This is a genomic window from Photobacterium sp. SP02 (assembly GCF_038519165.1).
In the GTDB taxonomy this organism is placed as follows: domain Bacteria; phylum Pseudomonadota; class Gammaproteobacteria; order Enterobacterales; family Vibrionaceae; genus Photobacterium; species Photobacterium halotolerans.
The window spans coordinates 30,103-56,388 of the sequence record NZ_JASJOJ010000002.1; the positions used below are offsets into that span (position 1 = coordinate 30,103).

The following is a 26,286-nucleotide window of genomic DNA, read 5'->3' on the forward strand; positions in this document are numbered from 1 at the left end:
AGCCAGACTTTTTCGGCGACCAAGGTGGCCGGGGGCTGACGCCGGGTATTATTCGGCCGGAATAGCGGTCCGCCATTGTTTCCATTCCGGATTGGCCTTTTCGTGAAGCAGAAAGTGCGTCCCGGTTTGAGCTGGCGCGGAAAGAGGCTGGCCTTCGGGTGTCGCGAGTGCAATGCCGCCACGAATCAGGCTGTCTACAGTGCCAGCCTGAATGCTGGCCCCTGTCAGACCGACACTGACATCCAGACCCGATGTGTTCCAGAATACGGTATCTGAGCGAACCAGATGCCGGAAATCCGGCTCAATGTGTGCCTCTATCATCACTCTGTCAGCCAGCTCACCCAGTGTAACCTTGCTGACCTGACCCACCTGTATGTCTCTGAACAGCAGGGGCGTACCTGAACGTATGGAAGCGCGGGTGACACTTTCCAGAATAACGGTCAGGCCATCGAACCTTGCTTTTGCCTGTTCAGATAGCGCGAATGTTTGCCGGTAATTTCCTTCACCCGGTTCTACCTCTATGTAGCTGCTTAAAATACTGTCGAGATTTTTGACACCAGTGAGATCGACTTTCGGTGTGACCAGCCAGAAGTGCGTTTTATCTTTTGTCAGCGCATCAGCAAACCGGGGAAAAAGGCGCGCATCAATCTGAACCAGACCGGTTTTAAAATCCGGTATCAGCGACAACACTTTACCTACTGTCACCCCTTGATACTTGATATCAGTACCCGCGGAAATGCCTTTGGCATGCTCTGCCGTCAGGCTGATTAGCGTACCAAACTCCTTCGCGCTTTTCAGGCTGCCGAACAGCTTGAATTGTTTACCGACACGGTTGGGAATGCCGTTCATATTATCGAAAGCAATACCGCCTTTGAGTAATGAAGTGATGGGGCTGGCTTTTATATTGACCCCAGACAGGCCTGCTTCGATTTCAACACCGGATTGGTCCCAGAAAACGCTGTCGGCTGTTACCAAATGGCGGTACTTGTTCTGAACCGATAATTTTATTGTGACGCCGTCACGCGTTAGGGCATAACCACTGACTTTGCCGACGGGAAGGTTACGGTACAGCACCGGGCTACCTTCGCTCACCGAGGGAAGGGTATCGGCAAAAAGTTGTACCCTGGTACTGCCGGATTGCTGGCTGCTGGCAAGTTTAGCAAGTGCCCGACTTTCAAACAGCGGATAGTGGCTACGCATTCTCCCTGTGCCTTCAGAGGTAAAAGCAATACTGCTACTGATTAACTGCTCTGCTGGCGGTACTGAGACATTGATACCGTCTGCACTGATGTCGGCCTGAATTCCGCCATCAATAAAGAAGCGGCTTTGGCTTCGTACCAGAGAGGTGAATTCGGGTTTGATAATGATATCAAAACGGACTTTTTCTTTTTCCAGGCTGATTTTTTTGACGCTTCCCACAGCCATGCCACGGTGCGTCACCTGAGTATTTCTGCTGATACCAACATTCTTATCGGCGTACAGGTGAATGACAGCAGCCCCGGGACGTTTCTCTTCAAGCTGCTCCTGGGTGAATGCCTGGAAGTGCCGGGCAGGTTCACCTTCGCCAGGAATTAACGTCAGATAATTGCCCTTTATCAGGTTACCGAGATTACTGACACCTTGTAAGGAGAGGTTGGCTTCTTCCAGCAACAGGCTGGTGCCGGATGTCAGCAAATCACTCATGCTAGGCTCAATGGCAGCATGGGCAATAATACGTTTGCGCTGATGGTCTAAACGCAAATCAGAGATCTGGCCAATCTGCAGGCCGCGATACACGATCGGAGCGCCGCCAGCACTGATGTCATTGTCATCTGGCAATTCAACGGTAATAGCGATGCCGCGTCCAGCCGTATTCAGATCGGGGTACAGACGGAATAAATGGTTCGGCTGGATAGGAAGACCTTCGTCCGGGGAGTCGAAAGCAATCGCCCCGGCAATCAGTGCCGAGAGACTTTCAAACTGAACATCGACACCGTTAAATCCGATATTGGCACTGACACCGCTCACGTTCCAGAAGCGGCTTTTATTGGTCACCAGGTTGGCGTATTGAGGCTGGATCAGGACGTCAATCAACACCCGTTTTTTATTGTTGCTGAGGGTGTAGTTATAGACTTCACCCACCGGGATTTTTTTATAGTAAACCTGCGCGCCGATAGAGACAGAGCCCAGATCGGGCGCCTGAAGCTGAATGGTGAGCCCTTCGCCAGCGGGTGTTTCGGAGGGTTGACTGTCTAAAGCGTCAAACTCCTGGGCCGGTTCTCCCTCTCCTGGGAGCAGCGCAATGTAGTTACCCGATACCAGTGCATCGAGGCCGCTGATACCGGTAATCGAGGCTTTGGGTTTAACAAGCCAGAACCGCGTGCCTTTACGTAAAACCTGTACTGCTTCGGGGTAGATATCAGCGGTTACATAGATACTTTGCAGATCATCAGAGAGCTTAACGTCCCGGACGACGCCAACTTCCAGGCCCTGGTAACGAATCATGGTTCTGCCGGCAACCAGCCCGGCTGCATCCTCAAAATGGATAATGATGCGCTGGCCAGCTTCGCTGACAGCCTGAACCACCAGCCATGCCGCCAGCCCCAAAGCGAGAACAGGTAAAATCCACAGCGGCGATATCTGTCTGTCCCTTTTGACATTCACCGGTTGAGGCTGTTGCGGGCCGACGGGGGTGCCAAAAGGCGGCTGTGGAGGGTATTTACTGTTTGTCATAATTGTCCCAAATCAGGCGAGAGTCCAGGCTTTCTGCTGCCAGCATGGTGAGCACGACAACGACCGCAAAGGCAATGGCTCCCGGGCCAGGGGTAAAATCCAGAATCTGGCCGCGATCAATGAGCGTGACCATTAAAGCAATGACGAACAAGTCCATCATTGACCATTTACCGATCCATTGAATGATACGGTAAAGCCTCATTCTGTGTAAGTGATTGATCTTTCTTTTACCGTGGATGCACAGAAGAATAAATGCAAGTCCGAGTATTTTGGCAACGGGCACAACGATACTGGCAAAGAAAATCAGAATGGCGATGCCTTCCATACCTGTATTGATGAGGGACGCGACACCAGAGAGAATAGTGTCTTCAATCCGCTTACCGTTGTTTAAAAATATTGATATCGGGTAGGTGTTAGCCGGGATGATGAAAATAGTCGCTGTGATCAGGTAAGCCCAGGTTTTCTGTATTGAAAACGGTTTACGATAGTGAGTCGGGCTATGGCAGCGCTGGCATATATCAGTCTCTTCCTGGCTCAGATGGCAATTGTCACAGTGTAACTTTAATGCCGGGCCTTTATGATCGGTTTCAGGCTGCCAGACTTCCCAGTACCGTTTGACATTGAATCGCGTGAGCATGATGACCATCAGTATTTCCATCATAACCAGGCAAAACAGACCGGGGCCGACATAGATATCGGCATAGTCTTTAACTTTGAAGCAGGCAATGCCCAAGCTGACCAGAAAAACATCAAACATCGCCCAATGCTTCAGGTGTTCTATGCACCACATCGAGTACTTAAAGAGGCTGAGCTGGCGCTTCGCCAAACCCAGTTGAGCGCCGACTACCGACAGAAAAACCAGTAAAGGTGCGACTGTGCTGCAGAACAGTATTAACAGCGCGACAGCGGGGTAATCGGACGACAGCGTCAGTGCGCCAGAGGGTATGGTGGCCGGTATCATGACACCGAACAGGCGAATGGTAATTAACGGGTAGAGATGCGCCGGTATGATTAATATCAAACCGGCGACAGCAAGAGCCAGATCGCCACGTATAGATGGCATGCCACCACGATACATGCGTGATTCACAGCGGGGACAAAAAGCGCTTTGTCCCCTGGCGGTTACTTTAGGTGTCAAAAGTAAATCACAACTAGGGCAGAGTCTTACCGTTGACATTGTTGTCCATCCTATTTGGAACCGTTAACTTGTTGAACTGGCATCACTATATTATTTTGAATTGAACCTGGCTACTGTCAGATTCTGATCATTAATGTGATGTTCAGCATCGCTGGATTGTGCAGTACCGTACAGGGTCTGATACAGGCCGGTTGTGTTCACCAGTTCAGTGTGTGTGCCCGTCTGGCTTACCTGGCCGTCTTCCAGCACATAAATGATATCAGCCTGTTTCACCGCAGAGAGCCTGTGAGCCACGATAAGGGTCGTGCGGTCTGCCAGAAAGTGGTTCAACGCAGTATGCAGAGCGGCTTCAGTGGCAGTATCCAGTGCAGATGTCGCCTCATCCAGAATGACGAAATCCGGGTTAGTCAGAATCATTCTGGCGATCGCGAGCCGCTGACGCTGCCCACCTGAAAGGCGAATACCCTGACGGCCAATTTGAGTGTCCAGTCCGTCGCTCAGCCGCTGTGTGACATCTGAAAGCTGTGCGATTTCAATCGCTTGCCAAAGTTGTTCGTCGCTATACTCAGCGCCCAATGACAGATTATGACGAAGAGTATCATTGAACAGTACCGGTTGTTGCAGCACAACGGCCATTTTTTCCCGCAGTGCCTCATAGCTGACGTCTTCAACAGGATGGCCATTGATCAGTATATCGCCACTGTCTTTTTGATAGATGCCAAGAAGTAACTGGATCAATGTGGATTTTCCGCCGCCCGACGCGCCCACTAATGCGACGCGTTTTCCTGCCGGTAATGAAAGATTCAATCCGTTCAGGACTTTCTTGTCTTCATCATAGGAAAAGTCCAGATGATTGATATCAATGGCAATCTGTTTATGGCCGGAGAAGGGATCCACTTTGGCCTGAGGACGAACCTCTTCTTCCAGTGCAATCAGCTGGTTCAGACGCTGCATAGCGGCCGAAGCACCGTACCAGGCAAATTGAATACCCAGCAGTTCCTGAACCGGGCCCAGCATAAACCACAGATAGCCAAATACCGCGAACATCTGGCCAATGGTCAAATCGCTGAACAGCACCATGAGCATGGCCCCAGCGCGGAAGAGTTCGAATCCAATCAAAAACAACAGGAAAGATATTCGTCCGGCGGCTTCTGACTGCCAGGCATACTTATCGGCATTATCACGGATACCATCAGCATGCTCTTTCAGGTTTTTCAGGAAATCGCGTTCACGGTTTGCGGCTCTGAGCTGATAAATACCATCCAGCGTTTCAACCAGTCGCTGCTGAAATTTCTCGAAGGCTTGGTTTTCTTTCCGCTTTAAGTGCTTAACTCGGTTTCCCATTTTTCGTGATGCATAAATCACAACGGGGTTGACCAGAAGAATGAACAGCCCCAGCTCCCAGTTCAGCCACAGCAGCACCACGGCTGTCCCGAGCACAGTCAGCGTACCAATCAGAAAGCGGCTTAACGTATCGCCGACAAATTTATCTATGGTTTCAACATCCGTAACCAGATGAGAGGTGATCCCGCCGCTGCCGCGCTCTTCATACTGACGCATGCTGATCCGGCCCAGTTTATCAATCAGGTGCTTGCGCATCTGATAAGTGACGTCTTTGGCGACTAAGGTAAACTGGCGACTTTGCAGAATATTCAAGGCTTGGCTGGCAGCACGCATGACGACGACCATCAGGAGCACCAGCATGATATAGGCAGCCGGCTGTTGCCAGGCTAACGGCAGGAAATGGTTTAATAAGGCAATTCCCTTTCCTGGCTGGTCAAGCAGAATTTCGTCTACCATCAGCGGCATCAGCAGTGGGATAGGGACGCTGATAAGCGTGGCAATCAGGGCGATGATATTGGCAGCAATCAGCCTCTTTTTGTGATGTTTTGCTTGCTTTATCAACCATGACCAGTTAATCATTTGATTCGTTGAGCCTTTCACAGTGATAACGATTCCTATTACGATACAAAGGTGCCATTTTAACGGCTATATATGGAGTAAGCCATGGAAAATAAATCTGCATTCTACCGCCGTTTAACCCAACAGGCTGTGGCAATCGTTGACGGTGAACCCGATGTAATTGCTAATATTTCTAATATTAGTGCGTTACTGAACATGGAGTTAGAGGATATTAACTGGGTCGGTTTTTATCTGCTGAAAGATGACCAGTTGGTGCTGGGTCCATTTCAGGGTAAACCTGCCTGTGTTCGCATACCTGTAGGCCGCGGTGTTTGTGGCACGGCCATCTCAGAAAACAAAGTTCAGCGAGTCGGCGACGTCCATCAATTTGAGGGGCACATTGCCTGTGATGCGGCCAGTAATTCTGAGATCGTGATTCCATTTTCTGTTAAAGGTGAATTGTACGGCGTATTGGATATTGATAGCCCAAGTCTGTCAAGATTTGACCAGGAAGATGAAGACGGACTGGTTGCATTCATTGAGGAACTACAAATTAAGCTCTAATTGCATGCTTTCGGTGGTTTTTCAACATCAGGTAATTATAATAGCCCGCACTTATTGGTTTTATTTAAAAGCACTAACAGCGAGGTACTCTCGCTTTGTCAGGAAAGTCCATGGAAAACTCTGAAAAGTTAACGAACAGTAAAGAAGTGATTGCCTATATTGCAGAGCAATTCCCGAATTGTTTTACTGTTGAAGGTGAAGCTAAACCATTAAAAATTGGTATCTTCCAAGACCTCGCTGAACGACTGAGTGATGATCCTAAAGTCAGTAAAACTCAGCTGCGAGCAGCACTTCGTCAGTACACTTCTTCTTGGCGTTATCTTCATGGTGTTAAAGCAGGCGCTAGCCGTATTGACCTTGATGGCAATGAGTGTGGTGTGTTAGAACAGGAACATGTCGATCACGCGCAAAAGGCGTTGGAAGAAAGTAAAGCGAAAGTTCGCGCCCGTCGTAAAGAGCAGGCAGCGGCTAAAGCGGCGGCTGAAGGTGATGCTAAGCCAAAGAAAGTTAGGGAAAAATCACCTAGACCTAGAAACGTTAAGCAAAAAACGTCTAAGCTAGATAAGAAGCCGGTAGAAACAACACGTGCTTTGTCTTCCGATGAAGTGACAGTGGGTAAGGATGTCAGTGTCAATATGGGCAATGGCAACATGCCGGCAACCATTGTAGAAATTAATAAGGACGATGTGCGTGTCCGTCTGACTAATGGCCTGACCATGGTTGTGAAAGCGGAGCACCTGCGTTCATAAAGGAGAATGCTCGACGTATGAAATGTCGATTCCGTTTCTCACTGATTGCTGCCGGTATTGTGCTGGCAGCATCAGCTCAGGCCTTGGAAGCCACACATACACAAAGTGAATTGCCTGTTTTGTCTCCAGAAAAACAGCATGCGACCGCCAGTAAGCGTGTAGCCTCACGGTTTACCCGATCTCACTATCGCCAGTTCTCACTTGATGATCAATTTTCTGCCAACATTTTCGATCGCTATCTGGAAATGCTGGACTTCAACAAAAGCTTCCTCACTCAATCTGATATCAGACAGTTCGAACAGTGGAAATATCAGCTTGATGACCAGTTAAAAAGAGGCGAAACAACAGCAGCTTACGATATCTTTAATACGGTATTGAAGCGCCGGTTTGATCGTTATCAATATGCGCTGACCCTGCTGGACAAACCTATGTCTTTCAATGTCAACGAAGACATAGTGGTTGATCGCTCAGAAATGCCATGGCCGAAGGACAGGGCAGAGCTGAATGAAATTTGGCGCGAACGTGTCAAATCGGATGAGCTGAATCTTAAGCTGGCAGGCAAAGAGTGGAAAGACATCCAGGAAACCTTGGGTAAACGTTACAACAACGCGTTGAAGCGCCTTACTCAAAGTCACAGCGAAGATGTGTTTCAGCTCTATATGAATGCGTTCGCGCGTGAAGTTGACCCTCATACCAGTTATCTCTCTCCTCGCAGCGCTGAGCAGTTCCAGTCAGAGATGAACTTGTCTCTGGAAGGGATTGGTGCTGTGCTTCAGGTGGATGATGAATTCACTGTTATTCGTTCTTTAGTTGCTGGTGGCCCGGCATCCAATTCTAAAAAACTGTCTGCAGGAGACCGTATTATCGGTGTCGCTCAGGACGGTAAAGAAATGGTCGATGTGGTGGGCTGGCGACTGGATGATGTGGTACAGCTGATCAAAGGGCCGAAGGGCAGCAAGGTTCGTCTGGAGATTCTTCCGGAAGGAGTCAATGCCAAAAGCTACAGTGTCACCATCGTCCGGGACAAGATCCGTCTGGAAGACAGGGCTGCCAAGTCATCGGTAGAAACTTACAAAGGCCGCAAAATTGGTGTCATTGAGATCCCGAGTTTCTATGTCGGTCTGTCGGAAGATACCAAGAAAGAGCTGGCGAAGCTAAACCAGCAACAGGTTGATGGTATTGTTATTGACTTACGTAATAACGGCGGCGGTGCGTTAACCGAAGCGACTGCATTAACCGGTCTGTTTATTAACAGTGGCCCGGTGGTTCAGGTGCGCGATAGTTACGGTCGTGTGAAAGTGAATGGTGATTCTGATGATCGCGTTTACTTTGATAGCCCCTTAACTGTGCTGATCAACCGTTACAGTGCGTCTGCGTCTGAGATTTTTGCCGCGGCAATGCAAGATTACGGTCGTGCCGTTATTATCGGTGAACAGTCATTTGGTAAGGGCACAGTCCAGCAGCACCGTTCTCTGAATCATATCTATGATCTGTTCGATAAACCGCTAGGTCACGTACAATACACGATTCAGAAGTTCTACCGCATTAACGGCGGCAGTACGCAGAATCTGGGTGTTGTGCCGGATATCAGTTTCCCTACTGCCATTGACCCTGCGGATACGGGTGAAAGTGTAGAAGATAATGCTCTGCCGTGGGACAGTATCAAACCTGCGGGTTACCAGAAGCTGTATGACTTCTCTCCGCTGTTGCCTTCGTTACGTGCCCAACACGAGCAACGTATCAAGAGCGATATGGAGTTTGGCTTTATTTTCGATGACATAGCCAAGTACAACGCAGAGAAAGATAAAAATGCCTTGTCTCTGAACGAGAGCAAGCGTCGGTCTGAGCAGGATCTGGATGAGAAAGAGCGTTTGGAGCGCTTGAACGCACGTCAGAAATCGTTAGGTGAGAAGCCTTTCATTGCATTGAAAGACGTCCCTAAAGACTATGAAGCGCCTGATGCTTATCTGGATGAGGCTGTTGCAATCACGGCTGATTTAGTTCGGGAAGAACAAAGCTGAAGTGATTAAGATTTAATGACCATACAAAAAACGGCGCATTCTGCGCCGTTTTTCTTTTATAACAGTACCTTAGTTATATTCTGAACTAGGCTGATGTTCATGTATGACCATGTCTCATAGTTGAAACAAGCGGTTGAATACTTATGACAAGTATCATATTCGCGCGCGGGACATTCCAATGAGGGCTAATTTGATAGAAGGGGCTGATACTTCTTAGGGGTACTATCATGCTGCGAGCCGTTCTTTTGTCATTTGTCCTCAGTGTTTTTACATGGAGCAATACTGCAGCAGCCGATGAGCTGACTGAATTCGATTATCCGCTGCTGCTTGGAGACTGGTACTGGTTCAGCACTACCGAGGAAGGGGTGGAGAGTGAGGGAATCAACTACCGTGCTATGAATATTAAGTTCAATTCGTCTTATCATTTTAAAGTGCGCCTGCTTCGTACCGACGGACTGATCGACGAGTGGGGCGGCAACTATGATATTGATGAAACGACGCTTACCATGAACTCCATCAATCAGCCTTCCCAGCAGCATGAATATGTGTTGAGTTATAACCAGTTTCTTTTAGATGGCGCGCGTTTTACTAAGCTGGCGCCTGAAAATTTACCGGGTCAATGGCGTTCTTCCGCGATAGGCGGTAAGGATGTAGATAACAGTGTGTCAGAGCTGAAGCTATCGCTGCGTCCGGATTTCTTATTCTCTGCGCAGGTCATAGGAAAAGACGGAAAGCGTAAAGAGCATAAGGGCATCTACTACCTGGAAGATGACAGGATTGTGCTGATTTACGAAGATGGCCAGCACGACAGCCATTTTAAGCTGGGCGGAGACAATACCTTAACCCTGACAAATAAACAGTTTGGTATGGAAGCTGTGATGCAGCGTCAATAACACCTTATCTATCTGTAAAATGTTACCTTAGTAACGCAACATTGTAATAAAAAGAGAGGCTTTCGCCTCTCTTTTTGTCTGCAGCATGACAGTGTATCCAACTCAGTCATTGGCCAGCTTGAAGGCTTCACGAAGTTGACCCAGGTACTCTTCATCCTGACAGATACTTTTTCCGGGTTCATCAGAAATTTTGGCAACTGGCCGGCCTTCACATTCGGTCAGTTTCAGCACAATGTTTAAGGTATCTACGTCTGGCAAGTCGCATGTCATATTCGTCCCTATACCAAAACTGATTTGAACTCGCTGACAGAAGTGCTGATATATCTCCAGTGCGCGCTCTAACGTCAGGCTGTCGGAAAACACCAGTGTTTTGCTTTTCGGATCAATGCCCAGCGACTGATAATGCGCAATGGCTTTTTCGCCCCATGCAATCGGGTCACCGCTGTCATGACGAAGACCACTGAAGCGTTTCGAAAGACGCAGATCGAAATCCCGCAAAAATGCATCCATGTTAATACAGTCGGTTAAGGCGATGCCTAATGAGTCCGGGTATTCCTGAAGCCAGCGGTTCAATGCTAACTGCTGAGAGTCAGCCAGTTCACCGGCCAGTTGTTGGTGAGCCTGGAACCATTCGTGTGCCTGGGTACCAAAAGGGGTGAGCTGGCGAGTTCGGGCCAGATGGTAGTTGGATGTACCGCCAAACTGAGGGAAATGCGCTGTCAGATAATCGACAACGGCGTAGTGTACGTCTTTAGAAAAACGACGCCGGGTACCGAAATCGACCAGGGAAAATTCGCTGATGTCCGTATCGGCAGCCAGCGCGTGAAAATGAGACAGTTTGTGTTTGAGTTGAACAATCGCATCTTCTGGTGAGGCATCAGCATAGCGATGACGACAGCGAGTCTCGCAGACAATGGCAAGCAAAGGCACTTCCCACAAGATGATATCCAGCCATTTTCCTTCGATACGAATCGTGAGCTGTTCATCGCTTTCACCTATGATGACCTGCGCGGGATCGAGATGAAACTGGCTTAAATAGTCCAGATAGTCTGGCTGAAAGAATGGCAGTGTGGCTAAGTAGTTAATTTCTTCTGCGCTAAACCGCAGCTCACCCAGGTGAGCGACTTGTCTTTTGATTTCAGCCAGGTAAGGCCTGAGATCTTCGCCACTGCGACAGCGAAACTCGGCGGCAGCGTTCACATCTGGATAGAGGTGAAAAATCGCTTGCTGCATGTGGAGTTTGTACGCATCGGTATCAAGCAGTGAATCAATGATCCAAGGTTGCATAGTGTGGTTCATATTGCAGAGTCATTCCTGTTAAAGAGGCTAAAATCAATGTACTGGGGTAAAGGAGGTTGTACGACGGTGTCATTGTTACGCGACGCGACACAGGTAACAATAGATAAAGATAAGATTTTCACCTCAAGTGCTATCTGCTAACATTTTGTCTTAACACAGTGTAAAGATTATTGGCGACCAATTATACGTATTCACATAAAGTATAGTTGATGCGATTTCAAGAATTCTTGTCTTACCTATACGGCGTGTTTATGGCACATGCTGCACGCTGACTTTACCTGCTCCATACCCGCTATCATAACCTGAAGTTGGGTATGCAAATTTTTCAGTTCCGCAAACAATGTTTCATCGATTGAAAAGATCGAATCTTGTTCGTTGTATTGTGGCAACTGCCAATATGGATGATGAAGGAAGGACTTTATGGCCGATCAACCGAATGCCGCTCAACCGACTGCTAAGTACCGTGCTGATTATACCGCACCCGATTTTACGATTACCGATATTGATCTGGTGTTTGATCAGGCCCGTAAGAAGACACGCGAAAAAACCCGTGGCAATTACCCGGCAGCGGAAGCCATTTTAGATGTCATCAAATATGGCTTGCAGCACGGCATAGTCAAAGGACAAAAAGAAGAGGCCCGCCGGTTCGGAGAACTGGTGATGTCTTCGGAATCTGCTTCGCTGCGCAGCCTCTTTTTTGCCACTACGGCCATGAAGAAAGAAACCGGTGTTGGTGACGATATCAAACCGGCCGAGGTCAAGCGGGTCGCTGTGCTGGGTGGCGGGCTGATGGGCGGTGGCATCAGCCATGTGACCGCATCAAAAGCCGGTTTGCCGGTCAAAGTGAAAGACATCGCCAACGACGGCATTTTGAACGCGATGGCGTATAACTTTAAGCTGCTCGATAAAAAGCGTAAGCGCAGAATTATCAGTAAAGCCGAGTTACAAAAACAGATGCTGATGATCAACGGCGGTGTCGATTATCAGGGGTTTGATAAAGCCGATGTGGTGATTGAGGCAGTCTTTGAGGATCTCAGCCTCAAGCATCAGATGGTGCAAGAGGTGGAAGCCCATGCCAGACCCGACACCATTTTTGCCACCAACACGTCCTCGTTGCCTATCAACCAGATTGCTTCTGCCGCAGAGCGCCCTGAGCTGGTGGTCGGTTTGCATTATTTCAGCCCGGTAGAAAAAATGCCGCTGGTGGAAGTGATCCCCCATGCCGGTACATCGCCGCAAACGGTCGCGACCGTGGTGAAATTAGCCAAGAAGCAGGGGAAAACCCCGATTGTGGTGGCCGATAAAGCCGGTTTTTATGTCAACCGTATTCTTGCCCCGTACATGAACGAAGCCGCGCTGGCTCTGCTGGGCGGAGAGCCAATCGAACACATTGATAACGCACTGCTGGACTTTGGTTTCCCGGTTGGGCCTATTACCCTATTGGATGAAGTGGGCGTGGATGTCGGGGCCAAAATCAGCCCGATTCTGGAAACAGAGCTGGGCGATCGTTTCAAGAGCCCGGATGTCTTTGATATCTTGCTGAAAGATGGCCGCAAAGGCCGTAAAACAGGCAAAGGTTTTTACCTGTACAACGGCAAGAAAAAAGGTGTCGATAAGAGCGTTTATAAACTGCTGAAGCTGAACCCGGCGCGGAAAGCCTCCGGCCATGACATCGCGATCCGCTGCGCACTGATGATGCTGAACGAAGCGGCCCGCTGTCTGGATGAAGGTGTAGTGCACAGTGCCCGTGACGGCGACATTGGTGCGATCTTCGGTATCGGCTTCCCGCCATTCCTGGGCGGTCCGTTCCGTTATATGGATCAGCTCGGTGCCAAGCGTGTTGTTGAATTGCTCAATGAGCATGTCAATAAGTACGGCGATCGCTTCCGCCCCTGCGAGCGTCTGTTGCAGATGGCCCAGGACGAGCAGCGTTTCTACGACTGATTTCCGGTTCAGAACCTGATAAATCAAAGGCCTGCATAGCAGGCCTTTGTCGTTAGAGGGAGATGGAGCAAGAGATGGCGCGAGATATTGGAAACAGGAGCGATGCGAAACGGTTAACTGATTTTGTGGTGCTTTAACCCTTGCTGCACATTGATGCCAAGACGAAAGCGCCGGTACAGGCTTTTCGGGCGGACTAAGTGCAGCAGCAGAATCACCGAGCCAGCTACCATCAGCGGGTTAAAGCCAATCCACAGCATGAAAGTCAGTGAACACAGGGCGATAGCGGTCAGCAGACACAACATGCTGTCAAGCTGGCGCGGATGAATAGCCTTCATACAGGGACGGCAGAACAGCCGGCTGTGTAAACTCTGGTTTTTCGCCGTAATAGACTGACGGCAGATCGAACAGGCGTGTGACATAACAGGTTCCTGAACATTGTTCTGAGAAATTATGCTTATTCGACCTCACGGCTTCTTGCATCACTATCCGATACAGACGGCCAGCCTGAGGCTGTATTTTTGGATTTGTTAATGTAGATAATCGACTGACAGGAAAGGGAAAATTAAGAGGAATGCCAAAAGTGGAATCACGATTCCACTTTTATCGTTCTGGATATGCAAGCAGTCTCCCCTGAGATCGAGACTCAGGGGGAGGCGGTTACTGGGCGTTACGCTGAAAATCGGTTACTGAGGTAATAGGATCCCCCACTTCCAGCGGGGTCAGGTTACGGTGTGCGCCGCCCTGATAATACATCACCAGCCGGTTCGCGATTCTGGGTTTAATGTCTTCTACCAGAAAGCGGACTAACTCAGCACGGGACAGCGATGCCATTTCGTGGGCAATTTTCTGCCTTTGGTCAAAATGGTCATCTTTGTGGCCAATGCTGACCCAGTAGCGCTGGGCGCGTGCGCGCAAATTGGTATCCGGCTCGGACAACTGAGCGATCAGCCCTTGCTTACTGGCCTGCCACTGGCTTTCATTGAGCTCAAGCAACACCAGCGCGAAGGCATTGGTGAATTCATCAATCGCTTCGAGCAGCTGCAACGGACCGGCCACCGGCGACTGTATATACAGCAGCAGGCCCGGATGGCGGTTAAGCGGCAGATTCGCCGTGCCGACCATGTACCCCAATTGCTGTTCGGTGCGCAGCTCGTGGAAGAAGGTGGTCGACATCAGATGATTGGCCAGGGTGTAGGTGGCAATGGCTTTGGGCGACTGTTCCTGCGACTGGTAGTAGATCAGGATGGCGGAATCAGCATGGCCGCAGTCCACTTCATAGCGCAGCGTGCTGCATTCTCCCAGTTGTACCAATGGCCGCTGTGCTTCGCCATAGAGCTGATCGGTGACCCGGAACGCGTCTTTCAGCACTTCTGCCAATGCCAGGGCATCATCTTTGCGCCAGTCACCGTACACGAAAGCGTCAATGTGCAATTCGGCAAACATGGCTTCGACAAAACCGGGTAATTCGGTGACTTCAACGGTTTCCAGCTCTTTGATCATCGCCGGGTAGGGTGGGTTATTCGGTTGCAGCAGGCCGGTCAGTTGGTTAAACAGCTGAGAGATCGGCTTGTCTTCCGCGGCATTGCGCCAGTTACGCAGCATCTGTGCTTTGATGCTGTTAAATCGGTCGATATTGAACGTGCGGCCGGAGAATTTTTCCAGCAGCAGTTTGAGCAGCAAAGGCTGCTTCTCGCTGAAACCGGATAACTGGAGTGTCACCCCGCCCTGATGGGCATACAGGTTATACGCCATCCCCGCCACTTCTGCCGGGTAGGCCACTTCGTTGCAGGACTCCATCAGCATTTCGACACACAGGCGCGTCTTGACGATATTGCGCACAGAGCTTACCGCGTGCGGGCTGTCGATGGCGACATAGACCAGGCCTTTGGGCACTCTGAACTCATGTTCTTGCATGAACCACAGCCGGAAGCCCGGCAGATCCTGAATTAACTGAGGAATCGCTTCCTGTTCATCGGTCAGCGGGTGAGGGTCCATACGCTGGCACAGGTAGGGGTTTTGCTCGGGCAGCATGAGCGCCGGGTTGTCGCCCGGCTCAGCCCAGGCCGTTAACTGCGCTTCGGTAAACGGCGTGACCGAATAAGGAGTGTGATACCAGTCGGCTACTCTGTCGTGCTTCTGGCCTTTTGCCACCAGCGTCAGGCGAAGATTGTCCGGGCGAAGATAGCCAAGCACGTCTTGCAGCAGCGTTTCATCGTACTGGCTCATCATATAATCGCCGTAGACGATATCTTCCGGGGCATAGTGCAGCAGGTTCATCACCAGATAGCTGACGGTATCAAGCGGCCGGCTTTTTTCCTGATAGCGGAACGCCTGCTCCAGCACCGCTTGCTTTTCCAGGTAGCGCCATTCTGCCAGCCCGTGTTCGGTGATGAGTCGGATGTACTGGAAAATGGTGGTGACTATATGATCGACACGGTTCAGACCATCGGGTGTCAGGTTCAGGCCGATGGTAAATTCCCGGAAATTACTGCCGCTGATCCCGCCGCCTGCTGCCAGAGTATTGATCAGCCCTTCACTTTTCAGGACAGACATCAGGCTGCCTGTGCCTTCATTGCCCAGCAAATGCGCCAGATAAGACAACGGCTTGCTGCGATAATGGGCATCCATGGGGGGCAGGGTAAAAGACAGCGTGAGTTTCCGCACTTCTTTAATCGGCTCAATCGCAATAAAACAGGCGTTTTCTCTGTCTGTTATCAGGGGAACATCAATGGCGGGTTTGTCCTGGCCTGAGTTGGGAATCGCGCCAAAGAACTGTTCGGCGTAGGTTGCCAGTTCGTCCAGAGATTGCGGCCCTAAGAGCACCAGCCCCATCTGATTGGCGGAATAATGTTGCTGGTAGAAAGCAATCAGTTCATCGCGAACCGGGTTATCCGGCCTGTCTTCCAAAGTGGTGATATCGCCCACTGAAAATTTAGCAAACGGGTGCTCAGGGTTAATGGTTTCTTTGTGCACCTGATAAAGGCGGCGTACATCGTCTTTGAGCTTGAGTTTGTATTCAGAATCGACAGCCTGGCGTTCTTTGTCAACCGCGTCGACATTGAACAGCGGGGCAATAAAAAATTGCCCGAAACGTTCCAGACCGGCAGCAAAGGCCGGCGGGGCGATCTCAAAAAAATAGGTGGTGTTTTCCGTGCCGGTCCAGGCATTGTTGCTGCCGCCGTACTGGTTAACAAAAGACTGGAATTCGCCCGGATTGGGGAATTTTTCCGTTCCCAGAAATAACATGTGTTCAAGGAAGTGCGCCATTCCCTGACGATCCAGGGGATCATCAAAGTGGCCGATGCCGACAGACAGCGCCGCTGCAGCCCGGGGTGCCGTGTGATCATGGACCAGCAAGACCCTGAGTTGATTGTCCAGTGTCAGATAGCGGTACTCTTTGGGATCGTTCGGACTTTTGAACACAGGAAGCGCCTATATTTACAGGGAATTAGGGTAATTATGACGCCCATTAATGGCACTGGCAAATTCTGTCTGGCCAGGATGTGTGACTGGGCGTCAGTAATCAGAGCGATTCAGCCGTCACGCTTTCACATCGCGTAATATGAAATGGCTACCCTGTCTGTGCCAGCCTTTGCTAGCATAACGACAGAAACGCGCAATCGGACTGGAGACTATGCGAATTTTTATCATGCGTCATGGCGAAGCACAGCATTTTGCCCCAAGTGACGCGGAGCGGCCCCTGACAGCCCAGGGCAAGATGTATTCCCGGCAGATGGCCAAGCAGTTAGCGAGTCATCTGGACGGGCAGCTTGATCTGGTGTGGGTCAGCCCGTATCTGCGCGCTCAGCAAACCTGGCAGGAAATGTCAGATGAGCTGCCTGTGCCGAACACCCTGATGACGGTCGATGATATCACTCCCTACGGCGACGCCAGCCAGGTGGCAGACTACCTCAAAGCCGTGATTGCGCTGGAGAAGCCGCAAACGGTTCTGGTGGTGTCGCATTTACCGCTGGTGGGCTATCTGAGTGCTGAGCTGGTGCCGGGATTGCAGCCACTGATGTTCCGCACTTCTTCCATTGCCGCGGTGGATTTTCATGCTGAGGGGGAACCGTCCGCCTTATTATGGCAGGAAAATCCTGTTGATGTTGTCCAGCCCAATCACCATTGATTGGCTGCGGTACGCAGTTTTAGATTGCCGGCCTGTCCTGATCCGACAGGTCTGGTACAATGAACGATAAAAATAAAGACTGATAAATTAAGTGGTTATGAAAAAAATAGTATTCGTATTGCTTGGCTGTCTGGGACTGACGGCCTGTGTGACAAACATGGTGACACCCAATATTGTCGCCAACGGGGCGATAAAATGGGCAAATGGCGTGAGAGAAGAGATGAATATTTCTCAAACCGGCAGCACCTTAACTTTCGTTAGCCCGCCTTCTATGCTGAATCCGGGCGGTATCACCATTTTTTCCCGTATCGACAGTGCTCGTAATGGCAACTGTGAGCACTATTACAACGAAGGCTCGGTAAAAGTACGGATGCAGGTGTGTGATACCGGCGAAGTCACCCTGATCCAGGACGGACAGGTGGTTAACGTCGGTGCATTGTCTCAGACTGTGTATTGATCAGATCAGATCTGCTGAGCGAGGCGTCAGGCGCAACGGCCTGACACGTTGTCGTTCCGGGTGGTAATGCGCGCTACCGCTCGGGCACTTCAATCAGCACCAAGAGTGCACCGGCGCCACCAAATTCCAGCGGCGCCTGGTGAAATGCCATCACATCCGGGTGCTGAGCCAGCCAGAGCGGTGCTTTTTGCTTCAGAATATGCTTGCCGATACCGTGCATCACGCAGGCGCAGGACACCCCGTCTTTTATACAGGCTGCAATCATCGCCGCCAGCTCACGTTTGGCTTCTTTTTGTGTCATGCCATGCATATCCAGAAAAATATCCGGCACATAGACACCGCGCCGTAACTTTTTCACTTCATACTTGGAGACGCCGGATCGGGCATATTGCATCGGGCCATGTTCGCTCAGATGAGGTTCGAACTCGTCAGAGAAATAAAACTCGTGATTATGGCTCTCTTTGGCACTCACATTGCGCTTATCGGTCTTCGGGCTCTGTCGGCGTGAAGTGATTATGGTATCATGCGACAACTTTTTAACGCCCTTCACTGCATCCTGAAAGAGCGAGAAATCGTCCTCTTCCAGTGCAGGGTCTTTTTTACTCATAATGAATTTCCAACTACTTTATCGCGGTATTGTAGCGCCATTTGGAGGCTATTTTGGATAAGATTTTTGTCGACGAAGCTGTCAACGAACTTCACACACTGCAGGATATGCTACGTTGGACCGTCAGCCGATTCAACGATGCAGGTCTGTTTTATGGCCATGGCACTGACAATGCGTGGGATGAAGCGGTGCAGTTGGTGCTGCCGACCCTGCATCTGCCGATTGATATTCCGGCTGACGCGCGCTTCTCGCGCCTGACCAGCAGCGAGCGCCGAACGATTGTAGAGCGCGTCGTGAGACGTGTCACTGAACGGACCCCTGTGTCTTACCTGACCAATAAAGCCTGGTTCTGTGGCCTGGAATTTTTCGTCGACGAGCGTGTGCTGGTGCCACGCTCACCGATTGGCGAGCTGATTGATAACGGCTTCGAACCTTTCCTGACCCGTGAACCCACCCGTATCATGGACTTGTGTACCGGCAGCGGCTGTATCGGTATCGCCTGTGCCTATGCGTTCCCGGAAGCGGAAGTGGATCTGGTGGATATCTCGACCGATGCCCTGGCCGTGGCCGAGCAGAACATTCACGACCACGGTCTGGAACAGCAGGTGATCCCGCTGCATTCGGATCTGCTGCGTGACGTACCCAAAGACAAGTACGACATCATAGTGTCCAATCCGCCTTATGTGGATCAGGAAGACATGGACAGCCTGCCGGAAGAATTCCGTCATGAGCCGGAACTGGGTCTGGCTGCCGGTTTTGATGGCCTGGATCTGGTGCGCCGCATTCTGGCCAATGCTCCGGACTATCTGGCCGACGACGGGATTCTGATCTGTGAAGTCGGCAACTCCATGATTCACATGGAAGCGCAGTACCCGCACATTCCGTTCACCTGGCTGGAATTCGAAAACGGCGGCCACGGCGTCTTCATGATGACCCGTGAACAGCTGGTCGATTGTGCCGGCGACTTCGCCGACTACAAAGACTGATTCCTGCTTTATCTGCTTTTAAACAGTTAAATATCTAAACAGCCAGATTGCTCTGGCTGTTTTTTTATTTGCTGTTTTTACACATGAACTCGCGCCAAGTCCCAAAACAGATATTTAGTGTATTCATTCCGACAGACTTAGCCTAAACATTATGCAAGTATGCCAGGCGCTTATTTATCTCCGTACCAACAATCAATTAAAAAGGGAACAAGTGATGAGTCAGATTCAATCGAAACATGGATTTGCTCTGGGTGTCGTGCTGACAGCGTTATCTATGACCTTGTCCGGTTTTGCATCGGCGGCTGATCAAACAGGGACGACACAGCTGATCATCAATGATGGCAAGCAGGATCAGATGATCATTAATGATGGCAAGCAGGATCAGCTGACCGAGGATGTAAAAGCAACGTCAGATTCATCGGAGAAAAGTGCTGTTCCGAAAGAAGCGTCACAAGAGCAATTAACGCATCCTGATGCGGATAAAGAGAAACATCAGCAGGGGCGTTCATAATACGGCAATACAGCAGTTTCTGATTGAATTCATAACGCGCTGAAATCTCCGGGGGGCGCGCTGAGCGTCCTCTGAATACGGGAAAAGACCACAATTCCCGTGCGAGTCCCCCCTCAATAAATGCAATGCTATGGCTCATCTCTGACAAGCAGACGGGCGTGGTTACTTGCCGCAAGCGCACAAGTTCAGCCAGGCTAATACCGGATAATCTGGCTGTTTCTTGATTGACTGTTTTTATCACCTCCCCGCGAAACTTGCCCTAAACCACAAAGTTGACACTGCAATGTCATGTTTTAGTGAAACCTGTCCCATATGCCAATAATATGTCTGACTCATCAAACGAAAATACCCTGCTTACGTGACTTCATTGTCAGGGGCGGTAGCGTCTTTCACCGTGAGCATGTATTGAACCGTGGGGGATCGGGATGACACCTTCAGCGCTGTTAGTGCATGTCCCAGACGTGCAAGCCGGGCTAGATTGGTACCGCAATGCTTTCCCGCAAGCCAAACCTGTCTATATAGATAGATGCATTTTATCTAGTGATCTCATCGTGGATACAAAAGATATGTTTGCTAAATCAATGTCATAGACAGATTGAAGTGGTAGCGTTGTTCTTCTGGATTTCGATTGCCAGTTTTCGGTTGACTCGCAGTATCGAAACTGGCTGGCGTAGTTTTTAATTAAAAGCAGTCTGCTGTTGTTAGGTGCTGCTAGTGCGGCAAGCCGTACCAGTCTAGGCTGCTAACAAGCAAAGCTAACCGACGCGTACCGTGTAGCTAGACGCTTGTCCCCTTTAAACTAGATCTAATCAGGTTATCATAATGGATTTAATGTATGCAGTTTAAACTTATAGCAGGATTCATAATTTTTTTGGGATCATATTTGCCGTTAGCTTTAATTCTAGCTGTACAAGATATTCCTATTGCATGGTGGGGTAATCGATTTTGTGATTTATCAATAATAGATGACTGTATATTTAATCCGTTTGAACATCCTTATCTGTCTATAATTTTTATTGTTGTTACTGTTTTTTCAGTAGTTATTTCTAATGTGTCTTTGAATAAAGTGGACTTTCCATTTCATGGTGAAGTGAAAAGTTCTAAGCCGATTCCTAATGATATTATAAATTATGTATTTCCGTACGTGGTTTCATTCATGGGTATAAGCTATAACGCTCCGGAAAAAATGCTAGGTTTTGTGGTTTTCTTGCTTTGGATGTTTGCAATTACATATAAATCAGGTCAGATAGTTATGAACCCACTCCTGTTAATGTTTGGCTGGAAGTTATACGAAGCTAAAGTTCAAATTAACGGGCAAGAAAGAGATGTACGTGTTCTTAAAAAAGGAACTCTATCTCCTGGCCATTACAAGTTTCAATCCATTCAAGATTTTTACATTTTAAAGGATATTAGTTAATGAGTACTGATTTTCAGCAATTAAAAACATTTGACTTTGCTAAGGCAAACACACACCTATGGATATTCAAGGATAGTAGTACTTCTGCAAAGTTCAGGTCGTTTTATGTACAAACGGAAAATAGGCTTAACCAGCAATTAAAGTCATTTGTAAATACGGAAATAAAAAGAATAACAGAACACTCTCCGTATTCGTATATTGCACAAACAAATGAAAATAGTTGCCTTACTTTAGATTCCACTGTGACAAACTTTTCAAGCTTAAAAGTGCTTGTTGATCGTTTGGAAACAGAACACCGAATCAATGACAGTAAGGATTTGAAAGGTGCTTCAGGTTATGTTGTTAAATTTATCTCGAATGGTGTCACTGTATATGGAGTAAAGAGATCTACCTCTTCATGGAAAACCTCCTATCCGAAAAGATATATTAATATGATTTTCTCAAATGGTGAGTTGTCAGGGGTGGAAGATAATAGCTTTTCGATAGAAAAGAACTTTGATTTTTATGTGATTAATAATACGGCATTTATAGCTAATAAGCGTGGCTTTGAGTCATCAATGAAGTATCGTGAAGCTTATAATCAAGTTTTTTCTCAGTTACAATCAAGTCCAGAATTTGTCAATTTGTTTTCCAATCTAGAACCTATCATTGATTATGTAGGTTCTAACTCAATACAATTGAGAAGAATGGCGGTCATTGAAAGTAAAGGTATTTATAATCGGCCAAACTTTATGACCAACCTAGTTTCTGTGAATGCATATAGAGGATGGGGGCTTAAATTTGATACAGTTAATAACACCATTATTCCATGTGCGGATACAGTTAGTACAATATTACAGGTCCTTTTAGATCATCGCTTAATGAGTGAGATAACAGATAATATTTATGATGTGCCGGATGCAGTCCAAATATAGTACGCCTAAAAAAGAAGGATGTTTATTGCGAAGCCGACACTTTATCGGGTGTTGAACAAGTCCGATAAAGTACTATTAAAGAAATAAGTTTGCTTGCTTGAGCGCTGGTGGTCGGCAATGCTGATTGTTTTACTCTAATTTCTGGTCCTGTAAAGAGATGCTCCGCAGGCTTCCATCCTGATAATCGCGGGTGGGATATTGGTAAATGTCTCAAAGACTTTCGAACGGGATATTTTTTGAATAATCTCTTGTCTGGCGAAATTCACTGTGGACACGAAATATATTCGGTTAAATCAATACCCTAGGTAGACTTTGACATAGTGGCATCGATTGATTAGGTAATCAGTTTTTCCGAGTGTGACAAAGCCTGTTGAGGGAAACCCATGTCATTCGTCATATATGAATAAGGAAATTGTATGACATTTTCTGATCGAGAAAGAGAAGTGCTCTTGGCTGTGAAAGGCGTCGGCCCGACTGTCATCAAAAGGTTTGAGGAAATTGGTATCAACACATTGTCTGATTTGGCGACTTATCAGGTCGATGATATCGCTGAAATGGTGGCTTCCATGTTACGAACAACGTGCTGGAAAAATAGCCCACAAGCAAAAACAGCAATTGCGGCTGCCATTTTATGTGCCAAAGAAAGTGTGTAATCAGGGCAGCAATAATACAGAGTAAGCGATTTAGATGTAATCGCGGGTTTGCGCTGTCTTTGTCAGTAACAATGTCATGATCTGAGATATTTCGGAGAAAAAATGCAGTTTTCTAAAGCGTTTCAATATAAACAATGGGCCAATGCTGAGCTGCTTCAATTAGGAGAGCTGCAATTTTCAAAATTACCGGAAGTTGATGCCACTTTTTTCGTTCGGATTTTAAATCATACCACCGTTGTCGATAGTCTGTTCATCAGTCGAATTATCGGTGAACCTGAAAAATACAGTGACGATAATACAGTAGAAACCCCTTCCATATCCGAACTGCGTCAGACCATGAATGAGCATGACTCATGGCTTGTCAATTATACGCAGTCAGCTACGCCGGAAGAACTAAAGCGCATTGTTTCATTTAAGTTTATAGATGGTGCCTTCGGACAACTCACCGTTGAAGAAATCTTGCTGCATTTACTGACCCATGGCAGTAACCACCGAGGCATGGCTTCAAGAGTGTTAGCCGAAAATGGTCTTGAGCGTCCAAAAGATACATTGACGCGTTATCTGCATGAAACAGAACCCACAAGAAGAGCGCGTGCTGGCACCGAATACATATGAGATTTATCGAAGACAAAAGGGGCTGTTAACGCATGACATTTCCAGTGCAGTCAAGTTTGAAGAGAGGGCGATGCCACTCGTTATACAACATGGAGAGAAACGTGAGATGAGTAACAGATACCAAGGGTCTTGCTTGTGCCGGGGCGTTCAGTTTTCTGTTAACGGTTTCAGTGAACAGGCTGCGAACTGTTATTGCTCTATGTGTCGTAAATTTCATGGTGCTGCTTTTGGAACCCTGGTTGGGGTGCAGGGTTTAAACTGGTTTTCAGGAGAACACTTGCAAGTTAGCTTTATTACTTCGAGGTATGACATAACGAATGATCATGGCACCAGAATTGATTTCTGGACGATACTTTCATTGCTTATGGATCACTTTAGCGGTCAAGTAATATTGAGAAAGCCTTTCTGGCTTTCGAGCGCGAGAGTGTTATGTGAATCAACATTTTGTCTTGGCGATTTTCACAGTGAATGCTGAAGCTGTATTGGGCTAAATGAATGTAATTAATAGAATGTGGCATGGTTTCCTCCGATGATTTCGCCATCAGATTTACCGAGTGTGGTTAAGCCTGAGGAGGGAGGCCATACATTCGTAGGCCATCAAGGAGAAACCTACGACCATGGGAAAAATTTCAAAATACTTTCTACTGATCTTCCAGACCATTCTTATTGCAAGTTGTAGTTCGGTTGATACAAGTTCAAGGCCACCAGAGGTCATCGATTTTCCGGAAGTAGGTTTGGATTATCGAGTGGCAGGAACAAGAGAAGAAACTCGTCAAGCAACGATAAATTTCTTTACAGACAAGGGCATTCCATATCGGCAAGAAATTCAAGAACCTCATAGTTATGTCATAACTGCATACCTCGCCGAACCTAAGACTCGAGAAGATAGAAGGGTTAGAAGAACGGCCTACAGGGTAAGCATGAGAGAGAGTAATACTGCGAATAGCCAGTGCGTAAGTGCTTCAGTTACTTGGCTTGTAGAGTCAAAGGGAATACGGGAGCGCACATGGCGAACTGTCGAACCAGACGGATCATATACGCCCAATAATCTTGAAGAAGTGAAAGGGTTGTTTATAAATAGGAGATGCCAGTGATCAAGGATATAGCTTCTTCAAAAGGCCGTTGGTCGCTGATGCTGATGGTTCTTGGCTCGACTGTAATGTCGTTTCTAGTGTTATTTATCGTAGGTAGGGGCGGGGCGATTGCAGGTGAAGCAGTTAGGGCGACTATCAATGAATTAATCGAGATTTACTTGCCTCTTATCGCAATGATAGCAGCGTTTTATTTTGGCCAGGCAAAGGTAATTGATATTGAAAGTAAAACATCTATCGAGATTTTTACATTTGCAATATTAACTGTTGGGTTATGGGTTTTATGTCCGCCGATACTCATGCTATTTGGTGGAACAATTGAGGATATTTTAGAAACAATAAACCTATTAAAGCCATACGGAGAAACGGTTGCTGCGGTAGGCGTTGCTTACTACTTCGCAAAATCGAGTGGTGAACAAAAAAAATGAAATACTTTTCAATTTCGTGAACTCGGATGCCCAAACAGAGAGTCAGAAAACAATGGAAAAGATTAATTATCTGCTCATTGTAGTGTCTGCTTTCGCAGCGTTTGGTCTGGCAGCCTTAATGCATACGAATGTATGGCTTTTTGAAACGCTGAGGTACTGCGGGGCGTTGTATTTGCTGTATTTAGCATGGAAGTTGTTGCGGTCTGCCTTGAACTCGGCATCGTTTACACTGCCTGAGCATCGGATATCCACAGTAAAGGGTAATTATGTCAAAGGTCTGCTGATTCATCTGACGAACCTCAAAGCTGTGTTGTTTTTTGGCGCTCTGTATTCCATGGGCGTGCCAGCAGCGGCCAGGCCGGTAGATCTGATCTCTGTCATTCTTGTGGTTGGATTGGTCAGTGCATCCGTTTTTCTGGGCTACGGAGCGCTTTTTTTCCCGCACAAGGATTCGGCAGTTTTACCTCAAGTCCAAAAAGGTATTTGAAAGTCTGTTTGCTTTGTTTTTCGGGGCCGCCAGTTTGAAGTTGCTGCTCAGTGCGAGTGGAAAATAAGCTTTACGGCGACATGAGCAATTGATAGGGCTTGGCTCGCAAGTCTGGTAAAATCACCGCTCTCCAGCAATCGTGTTGATTGCCATGGCATACCTAAGACTAGGATCTATTTTGACCAATAATGATATCTTGCGTCGTGTACGTGATACCTTTGATTTTAAAAACAATACTATGATTGAAATCTTCGCGATGGCGGATTTCAGTGCAACTGAAGAGCAGGTTGCGGGTTGGTTAGAAAAAGACGCCGCCGAGACGTCTATCAAGCTTACTGATACAGAATTAGCCGTGTTTTTGAATGGGCTGATCAATTTCAAACGGGGTAAGCGTGATGGCGAGCAACCCAAACCGGAAGATCACCTGAACAACAATATGGTGTTCCAGAAATTACGTATTGCGTTGAATTTAAAAGCGGAAGATATTCTTGAGATGTTGCAGACTGTCGGTGTGAGCTTAAGCAAGCATGAACTGAGCGCCTTTTTCCGCAAGCCAGACAACAAGCACTTCCGGGAATGTAAAGACGAAGTCCTTCGTCAATTTTTATCCGCTGTTCAGCGCCAGTCAGGTGCCAACGCTAGCGATTAAGAATCCGGCGCGTAATGATAAATCAATAGCTTACTCTGTTCTGTTCAGGACAGACTGAAGATGGCGTCAATCAATGAACTGAAGCTGGATGACTCCGCTTGGTTCGCGATTTGACGCCAT

The 26,286-nt window shown here is 48.1% G+C and carries 23 protein-coding genes and 1 pseudogene; 17 read left to right on the forward strand and 7 right to left on the reverse strand.

The genetic code is table 11. The annotated features are described in order from the left end of the window. Positions 1-48: 48 nt before the first annotated feature. The 3 genes from P0Y67_RS01090 to P0Y67_RS01100 are packed head-to-tail and all read right to left on the reverse strand — an operon-like array spanning position 49 to position 5,773. Positions 49-2,712 carry an MlaD family protein gene (locus P0Y67_RS01090; RefSeq protein WP_342390368.1) on the reverse strand — a complete coding sequence of 888 codons (2,664 nt, stop codon included), beginning with the start codon at positions 2,710-2,712 and terminating at the stop codon, positions 49-51. Further along, entirely contained in the window at positions 2,699-3,889 is a 1,191-nt protein-coding gene (locus P0Y67_RS01095) for a paraquat-inducible protein A (protein WP_342390369.1), read from the reverse strand. Before P0Y67_RS01095 ends, P0Y67_RS01090 begins: the two co-directional genes overlap by 14 nt. Positions 3,890-3,940: 51 nt before the next feature. Beyond that, positions 3,941-5,773, reverse strand: a complete 1,833-nt coding sequence (locus P0Y67_RS01100) for an ABC transporter ATP-binding protein (protein WP_342390370.1) — start codon at positions 5,771-5,773, stop codon at positions 3,941-3,943. 84 nt (positions 5,774-5,857) lie between these two features. Between P0Y67_RS01100 and P0Y67_RS01105 the strand changes: the two genes are divergently transcribed. From P0Y67_RS01105 to P0Y67_RS01120, 4 genes are all read left to right on the forward strand, one after another. Continuing rightward, on the forward strand, positions 5,858-6,316 hold the full coding sequence (locus P0Y67_RS01105) for a GAF domain-containing protein (RefSeq protein WP_337113564.1): 459 nt from the start codon (positions 5,858-5,860) through the stop codon (positions 6,314-6,316). Positions 6,317-6,426: 110 nt separating this feature from the next. Then, entirely contained in the window at positions 6,427-7,065 is a 639-nt protein-coding gene (gene proQ, locus P0Y67_RS01110) for an RNA chaperone ProQ (protein ID WP_192017077.1), read from the forward strand. A gap of 17 nt (positions 7,066-7,082) precedes the next feature. Next, the gene (prc, locus tag P0Y67_RS01115) at positions 7,083-9,086 is read left to right on the forward strand and encodes a carboxy terminal-processing peptidase (RefSeq protein ID WP_342390371.1); all 2,004 of its coding nucleotides are present in this window, start codon (positions 7,083-7,085) and stop codon (positions 9,084-9,086) included. Positions 9,087-9,313: 227 nt separating this feature from the next. After that, entirely contained in the window at positions 9,314-9,979 is a 666-nt protein-coding gene (locus tag P0Y67_RS01120) for a lipocalin family protein (protein WP_342390372.1), read from the forward strand. Positions 9,980-10,081: 102 nt separating this feature from the next. On the opposite strand, the gene pncB is transcribed toward P0Y67_RS01120, so the two are convergent. Beyond that, complete coding sequence (gene pncB / locus P0Y67_RS01125) at positions 10,082-11,278, reverse strand: nicotinate phosphoribosyltransferase (protein WP_342390373.1); 1,197 nt, start codon at positions 11,276-11,278, stop codon at positions 10,082-10,084. Between the two features lie 507 nt (positions 11,279-11,785). Here pncB and P0Y67_RS01130 point away from each other — a divergent pair. After that, positions 11,786-13,222: pseudogene (locus tag P0Y67_RS01130) on the forward strand (3-hydroxyacyl-CoA dehydrogenase NAD-binding domain-containing protein); the annotation flags it as partial. A gap of 113 nt (positions 13,223-13,335) precedes the next feature. On the opposite strand, the gene P0Y67_RS01135 reads toward P0Y67_RS01130, so the two are convergent. Both P0Y67_RS01135 and P0Y67_RS01140 read right to left on the reverse strand, forming a co-directional pair. After that, positions 13,336-13,641: a hypothetical protein gene (locus P0Y67_RS01135; RefSeq protein WP_337112419.1), complete on the reverse strand. Its 306-nt coding sequence runs from the start codon at positions 13,639-13,641 to the stop codon at positions 13,336-13,338. A 238-nt stretch (positions 13,642-13,879) separates the two neighbouring features. Further along, positions 13,880-16,645, reverse strand: coding sequence for an insulinase family protein (locus P0Y67_RS01140; RefSeq protein WP_342390374.1), 2,766 nt, complete (start codon positions 16,643-16,645; stop codon positions 13,880-13,882). Positions 16,646-16,856: 211 nt separating this feature from the next. Between P0Y67_RS01140 and sixA the strand changes: the two genes are divergently transcribed. Both sixA and P0Y67_RS01150 read left to right on the forward strand, forming a co-directional pair. Beyond that, complete coding sequence (gene sixA / locus P0Y67_RS01145; RefSeq protein ID WP_342390375.1) at positions 16,857-17,351, forward strand: phosphohistidine phosphatase SixA; 495 nt, start codon at positions 16,857-16,859, stop codon at positions 17,349-17,351. Positions 17,352-17,448: 97 nt separating this feature from the next. Then, entirely contained in the window at positions 17,449-17,808 is a 360-nt protein-coding gene (locus P0Y67_RS01150) for a hypothetical protein (protein WP_342390376.1), read from the forward strand. A 73-nt stretch (positions 17,809-17,881) separates the two neighbouring features. Here the strand turns inward: P0Y67_RS01150 and smrB are convergent, their stop codons facing one another. After that, entirely contained in the window at positions 17,882-18,415 is a 534-nt protein-coding gene (gene smrB / locus P0Y67_RS01155) for an endonuclease SmrB (protein ID WP_027253981.1), read from the reverse strand. Positions 18,416-18,468: 53 nt separating this feature from the next. Here smrB and prmB point away from each other — a divergent pair, with 53 nt between their 5' ends. The 10 genes from prmB to P0Y67_RS01205 all read left to right on the forward strand — a co-directional run bounded on the left by prmB (position 18,469) and on the right by P0Y67_RS01205 (position 26,166). Then, complete coding sequence (prmB, locus tag P0Y67_RS01160; RefSeq protein ID WP_192014738.1) at positions 18,469-19,401, forward strand: 50S ribosomal protein L3 N(5)-glutamine methyltransferase; 933 nt, start codon at positions 18,469-18,471, stop codon at positions 19,399-19,401. Positions 19,402-19,615: 214 nt separating this feature from the next. After that, on the forward strand, positions 19,616-19,912 hold the full coding sequence (locus P0Y67_RS01165; protein ID WP_342390377.1) for a hypothetical protein: 297 nt from the start codon (positions 19,616-19,618) through the stop codon (positions 19,910-19,912). 835 nt (positions 19,913-20,747) lie between these two features. Further along, complete coding sequence (locus P0Y67_RS01175) at positions 20,748-21,329, forward strand: hypothetical protein (RefSeq protein ID WP_342390378.1); 582 nt, start codon at positions 20,748-20,750, stop codon at positions 21,327-21,329. After that, the gene (locus P0Y67_RS01180) at positions 21,329-22,243 is read left to right on the forward strand and encodes a DUF4868 domain-containing protein (RefSeq protein WP_342390379.1); all 915 of its coding nucleotides are present in this window, start codon (positions 21,329-21,331) and stop codon (positions 22,241-22,243) included. Before P0Y67_RS01175 ends, P0Y67_RS01180 begins: the two co-directional genes overlap by 1 nt. A 416-nt stretch (positions 22,244-22,659) precedes the next feature. Then, on the forward strand, positions 22,660-22,896 hold the full coding sequence (locus P0Y67_RS01185; RefSeq protein WP_342390380.1) for a hypothetical protein: 237 nt from the start codon (positions 22,660-22,662) through the stop codon (positions 22,894-22,896). Between the two features lie 102 nt (positions 22,897-22,998). Further along, positions 22,999-23,511 (forward strand): DinB family protein, encoded by a 513-nt coding sequence (locus P0Y67_RS01190; protein ID WP_342390381.1) that lies wholly within the window; start codon positions 22,999-23,001, stop codon positions 23,509-23,511. A 106-nt stretch (positions 23,512-23,617) separates the two neighbouring features. Continuing rightward, complete coding sequence (locus P0Y67_RS22990) at positions 23,618-23,986, forward strand: GFA family protein (RefSeq protein WP_446728787.1); 369 nt, start codon at positions 23,618-23,620, stop codon at positions 23,984-23,986. Positions 23,987-24,601: 615 nt separating this feature from the next. Beyond that, the gene (locus P0Y67_RS01195) at positions 24,602-25,030 is read left to right on the forward strand and encodes a hypothetical protein (RefSeq protein WP_342390382.1); all 429 of its coding nucleotides are present in this window, start codon (positions 24,602-24,604) and stop codon (positions 25,028-25,030) included. A 52-nt stretch (positions 25,031-25,082) separates the two neighbouring features. After that, positions 25,083-25,517, forward strand: a complete 435-nt coding sequence (locus P0Y67_RS01200; RefSeq protein WP_342390383.1) for a LysE family translocator — start codon at positions 25,083-25,085, stop codon at positions 25,515-25,517. 178 nt (positions 25,518-25,695) lie between these two features. Continuing rightward, a complete protein-coding gene (locus P0Y67_RS01205) occupies positions 25,696-26,166 on the forward strand; it encodes a DUF1456 family protein (RefSeq protein ID WP_342390492.1) in 471 nt (156 codons plus the stop codon). Positions 26,167-26,286 lie beyond the last annotated feature (120 nt).

Excerpts from the sequence above, each read along its gene's own strand:
- P0Y67_RS01095 (WP_342390369.1), bottom strand. The coding sequence starts at position 3,889 with ATGTCAACGGTAAGACTCTGCCCTAGTTGTGATTTACTTTTGACACCT.
- prc (WP_342390371.1), top strand. The coding sequence starts at position 7,083 with ATGAAATGTCGATTCCGTTTCTCACTGATTGCTGCCGGTATTGTGCTG.
- P0Y67_RS01100 (WP_342390370.1), bottom strand. The coding sequence starts at position 5,773 with ATGATTAACTGGTCATGGTTGATAAAGCAAGCAAAACATCACAAAAAG.
- P0Y67_RS22990 (WP_446728787.1), top strand. The coding sequence starts at position 23,618 with ATGAGTAACAGATACCAAGGGTCTTGCTTGTGCCGGGGCGTTCAGTTT.
- P0Y67_RS01150 (WP_342390376.1), top strand. The coding sequence starts at position 17,449 with ATGAAAAAAATAGTATTCGTATTGCTTGGCTGTCTGGGACTGACGGCC.
- P0Y67_RS01190 (WP_342390381.1), top strand. The coding sequence starts at position 22,999 with ATGCAGTTTTCTAAAGCGTTTCAATATAAACAATGGGCCAATGCTGAG.
- P0Y67_RS01185 (WP_342390380.1), top strand. The coding sequence starts at position 22,660 with ATGACATTTTCTGATCGAGAAAGAGAAGTGCTCTTGGCTGTGAAAGGC.
- P0Y67_RS01120 (WP_342390372.1), top strand. The coding sequence starts at position 9,314 with ATGCTGCGAGCCGTTCTTTTGTCATTTGTCCTCAGTGTTTTTACATGG.
- P0Y67_RS01105 (WP_337113564.1), top strand. The coding sequence starts at position 5,858 with ATGGAAAATAAATCTGCATTCTACCGCCGTTTAACCCAACAGGCTGTG.
- P0Y67_RS01180 (WP_342390379.1), top strand. The coding sequence starts at position 21,329 with ATGAGTACTGATTTTCAGCAATTAAAAACATTTGACTTTGCTAAGGCA.
- P0Y67_RS01200 (WP_342390383.1), top strand. The coding sequence starts at position 25,083 with ATGGAAAAGATTAATTATCTGCTCATTGTAGTGTCTGCTTTCGCAGCG.
- P0Y67_RS01090 (WP_342390368.1), bottom strand. The coding sequence starts at position 2,712 with ATGACAAACAGTAAATACCCTCCACAGCCGCCTTTTGGCACCCCCGTC.
- pncB (WP_342390373.1), bottom strand. The coding sequence starts at position 11,278 with ATGAACCACACTATGCAACCTTGGATCATTGATTCACTGCTTGATACC.
- P0Y67_RS01135 (WP_337112419.1), bottom strand. The coding sequence starts at position 13,641 with ATGTCACACGCCTGTTCGATCTGCCGTCAGTCTATTACGGCGAAAAAC.
- proQ (WP_192017077.1), top strand. The coding sequence starts at position 6,427 with ATGGAAAACTCTGAAAAGTTAACGAACAGTAAAGAAGTGATTGCCTAT.
- sixA (WP_342390375.1), top strand. The coding sequence starts at position 16,857 with ATGCGAATTTTTATCATGCGTCATGGCGAAGCACAGCATTTTGCCCCA.
- smrB (WP_027253981.1), bottom strand. The coding sequence starts at position 18,415 with ATGAGTAAAAAAGACCCTGCACTGGAAGAGGACGATTTCTCGCTCTTT.
- P0Y67_RS01175 (WP_342390378.1), top strand. The coding sequence starts at position 20,748 with ATGCAGTTTAAACTTATAGCAGGATTCATAATTTTTTTGGGATCATAT.
- P0Y67_RS01165 (WP_342390377.1), top strand. The coding sequence starts at position 19,616 with ATGAGTCAGATTCAATCGAAACATGGATTTGCTCTGGGTGTCGTGCTG.